The organism is Streptomyces anatolicus (genome assembly GCF_019400875.1).
GTDB classification, from domain to species: domain Bacteria; phylum Actinomycetota; class Actinomycetes; order Streptomycetales; family Streptomycetaceae; genus Streptomyces; species Streptomyces anatolicus.
Window position 1 is genome coordinate 1 of record NZ_WMBF01000621.1, and the last position, 3,265, is coordinate 3,265.

The 3,265-nt window shown below is 71.5% G+C and carries 4 protein-coding genes; 3 read left to right on the forward strand and 1 reads right to left on the reverse strand.

What is annotated here, in order from left to right; all coding sequences use genetic code 11:
- The first annotated feature begins 238 nt into the window (after positions 1-238).
- The 3 genes from GKQ77_RS30475 to GKQ77_RS30485 all read left to right on the forward strand — a co-directional run bounded on the left by GKQ77_RS30475 (position 239) and on the right by GKQ77_RS30485 (position 2,539).
- Positions 239-391, forward strand: coding sequence for a hypothetical protein (locus GKQ77_RS30475; RefSeq protein WP_219692353.1), 153 nt, complete (start codon positions 239-241; stop codon positions 389-391).
- A 144-nt stretch (positions 392-535) separates the two neighbouring features.
- On the forward strand, positions 536-1,327 hold the full coding sequence (locus tag GKQ77_RS30480; RefSeq protein WP_219692354.1) for an exodeoxyribonuclease III: 792 nt from the start codon (positions 536-538) through the stop codon (positions 1,325-1,327).
- A gap of 195 nt (positions 1,328-1,522) precedes the next feature.
- Complete coding sequence (locus GKQ77_RS30485) at positions 1,523-2,539, forward strand: DUF6528 family protein (protein WP_258022247.1); 1,017 nt, start codon at positions 1,523-1,525, stop codon at positions 2,537-2,539.
- Between the two features lie 26 nt (positions 2,540-2,565).
- On the opposite strand, the gene GKQ77_RS30490 is transcribed toward GKQ77_RS30485, so the two are convergent.
- A complete protein-coding gene (locus GKQ77_RS30490; protein WP_219692356.1) occupies positions 2,566-3,195 on the reverse strand; it encodes a MerR family transcriptional regulator in 630 nt (209 codons plus the stop codon).
- Positions 3,196-3,265 lie beyond the last annotated feature (70 nt).

Sequence of the window (3,265 nt, forward strand, 5' to 3'; positions counted from 1 at the left end):
GGATAGACATGCGTGGCATCGTACTTCTATGCGAATTCTGATGAGGTGAGTGGGGAACGCGCGTTCCAGTGTGCAGGGGTGGAGGGCGTCGCGGGAGGGTGATCTCGGTCGCTGAAGATCCGGCCGTACGGGCGAAGTTCCCGCGCGTTCGAGTTGATCGGCGGGTCCACAGCGGTATGCGGGAGGCGATCGGAGAACCCTTCTGGTCGTCGGGACAAACCTCATGAAGGAGAAATCCATGCGCATTCGTACCGTGTTCGCCGCCCTCGCCCTGGCCGCCGCGGCCACCCTGGCCGGAGCCACCGCGGCGTCCGCGAACAACGGCTGGGAGCAGGAGGTCGAGGCGCCGTTCACCACCATCGTCGGCTTCGGCGACCTGGTCATGGACTAACACCGGCACCACGCGGTGACGTCGGCGCCCCGGCGGTGACGGCCTTCGGCCCTCACCCTCGGGGCGCCTGTCATGCCGCCGGCGTATGGGAGCCTGGTCCCTGGCCCGAGGAGGAAGTGGCCAAGGACGAGTAAGGCGAGTGTTGTGCTGACAGTGACCTCTGTGAATGTGAACGGGCTGCGTGCCGCCGCCAAGAAGGGTTTCGTGGAGTGGCTCGGCGGGACCACGGCCGACGTGCTGTGCCTGCAGGAGGTGCGCGCCGAGCCGCAGCAGCTGCCGGACGAGGTCCGCGGCCCCGAGGGCTGGCACGTCGTGCACGCGCCCGCCGCGGCCAAGGGGCGCGCCGGTGTCTCCCTCTATACGCGCCGCGAGCCGGACCGGGTGCGGGTCGGCTTCGGGTCGACGGAGTTCGACGGCAGCGGGCGGTATGTGGAGGCCGATCTGCCGGGCGTCACCGTCGCCAGCCTGTATCTGCCCTCCGGGGAGGTCGGCACCGAGCGGCAGGACGAGAAGCTGCGGTTCATGGGGGAGTTCCTCGCCTACCTCAAGGAACTGAAGGAGCGGGCCGCCGCCGAGGGGCGCCACGTCGTCGTCTGCGGCGACTGGAACATCGCCCACCAGGAGGCCGACCTCAAGAACTGGAAGGGCAACAAGAAGAACTCCGGGTTCCTGCCGGAGGAGCGCGCCTGGATGAGCGCGGTCTTCGAGGAGTACGAGGACGTCGTGCGGGCGCAGCACCCCGGCGTGGAGGGGCCCTACTCGTGGTGGTCCTACCGCGGGCGCGCCTTCGACAATGACACGGGCTGGCGCATCGACTACCACGTCGCGACGCCGGATCTCGCCGCGCGCGCGGTCAAGGCGTACGTGGAGCGGGCCGCGAGCCACGCGGAGCGGTGGAGCGACCACGCGCCCGTCACTGTGGTCTACGACCTGTAGGGCCTCACGGTCGCCTACGACCTGTAGGGCGTCGCGCGGTGGTGCGCGGCCTGGTGGCCTCCGCCAGAGGGGTGGTCCCCGGCGGGACACGGGCACAAAGTCCGGCGGAAGGCTGTCCCCCGCCCCCGGGGCGTGGCAGATTGCGGTCGCGTACATGACCAACTGCCGTGGATCCGGGGGTACTCCGTGTCGGCCATGCCTTCCAGACGTGCCGTGGTGCTGGGCGCCACGGGTGCCGGGATCGCGGCGGTGCTGCCCGCCGCCGAGGCGTACGGGGCGAGCGGGGGCGGCCGTCCCGCCCGGACGCCGCCCGTGCTGCTGACCGAGCAGGCGAGCAGGCGCCTCCTCGTCCTCGACCCCCGGCGGCGGGTCTGGGACCCGGCCGCCGACCCGTCCGTGGTGCGGTGGCAGTTCTCGCCGCTCGGTGACCCGCGTTACGCGGACCTCCGCCCGGACGAGAGCTGGGTGTACCCGTGCGAGGCGAAGGTGCGGCTGCACCGGGGGCGTACGTACGTCCTAACGACGGCGTCGTTCGGGTTCGTGGCCGTCGTCGAGCACCCGACGGGCAGGCGGTACTGGGGCGCGGCCCTCGGGGGCGGGGACGATCTGTTCAATCCGCACAGCGCGGAGATCCTGCCCGACGGCAACGTGGCCGTGGCGTGCAGTACGGGTGCGCTCGTGCGGCTGTACGCGGCGTCGCAGGGCCCGCGCGCCGAGCGGTACGCGGAGGCGACCCTCAAGGGCGCGCACGGGCTGCACTGGGACAGGGCGCGCCGGGTGCTGTGGGCGATCGGCGACGACGAGCTGGTGACGTACCGGGTGGGCGGCACGGCCGCGCGGCCCACGCTGACGCGGGTGTCCGCGGTGGGGCTGCCGGTGGGGACCCCGGGCCGGACGCCCGGCGGGCACGATCTCTTCCCCGTGGCGGGGCGGCCGGGGCGGCTGTGGGTGACGACCAACGCGGCCGTCTTCCAGTACGAGACGCGCGGCGGGGCCTTCCTTCAGGACTACGCCGGGGCCGAGGCGATCTCCCGGAAGTCCGTGAAGGCCGTCGGCGACGATCCGCGTACCGGGCAGGTCGTGTCCACGGCGCCGGAGAAGGGCCTTGAGGAGACGTGGTGGACGACGAGGGTGAGCGTCCATCGGCCCGAGAGCAGCTACAAGCTAGTCAATGGGGGGATTTACAAGGCGCGTTGGTGGCTGCCGCGCTGACGTGGCGCGTTCGCTGACGTGGCGCGTTATCCGGGCTGGTTGAGGCGGCGGTCCAGTGCCATGGAGAGTTCCGCCTCCACCACGCTCTTGGCCACCGGGCGGAGCTGTTCGATGTCCACCCCGGTGGTGCCGGAGGCGTGCGTGCGCATGACCGTGACGAACAGCTCGGCGAGCGCGTCGGCGTGTTCGCGCACCTGCCGGCCCGCCTCCAGGACCGCGGCGAGCGGGACTCCCTTGCTCACCAAGGTGGATGACGCGTCAAGGAGGCGGCGGCTGATGTGGACGAGCTCGTCGCCGTCGGTGCCCAGGTAGCCGAGGTCCAGGGCGGCGACGAGGTTCTCCGGGGTGACCTCGCCCGCGAAGTGGTCGGCCAGTTCCTCGGGGGTGAGGCGGACCGGCTGCTCCTCGGTGGGCCGGCCGAGGCCGAGGAGTTCGCCGACATCGCGGCCCTTCTCGAAGGCGTCGGCGAGTTCGGCGATGCCGTTCAGGGTGTGGCCGCGCTCCAGGAGGGCGGCGATGGTGCGCAGGCGTGCCAGGTGGTGGTCGTCGTACCAGGCGATGCGGCCCTCTCGGCGGGGCGGGGGGATCAGTCCGCGCTCACGGTAGAAGCGGACGGTGCGTACGGTGATGCCGGCTGCCTCCGCGAGGTCCGCCATGCGGTATTCGCGTACGGCTCCGGGGGTGTTGTCGCGTTCGTCTGCCACGGGTTCAGCGTATGCCTTGGCC

Bases quoted from the DNA above. Each gene is read 5' to 3' on its own strand.
- GKQ77_RS30475 (WP_219692353.1), top strand. From the start codon at position 239: ATGCGCATTCGTACCGTGTTCGCCGCCCTCGCCCTGGCCGCCGCGGCC.
- GKQ77_RS30485 (WP_258022247.1), top strand. From the start codon at position 1,523: ATGCCTTCCAGACGTGCCGTGGTGCTGGGCGCCACGGGTGCCGGGATC.
- GKQ77_RS30490 (WP_219692356.1), bottom strand. From the start codon at position 3,195: ATGGCGGACCTCGCGGAGGCAGCCGGCATCACCGTACGCACCGTCCGC.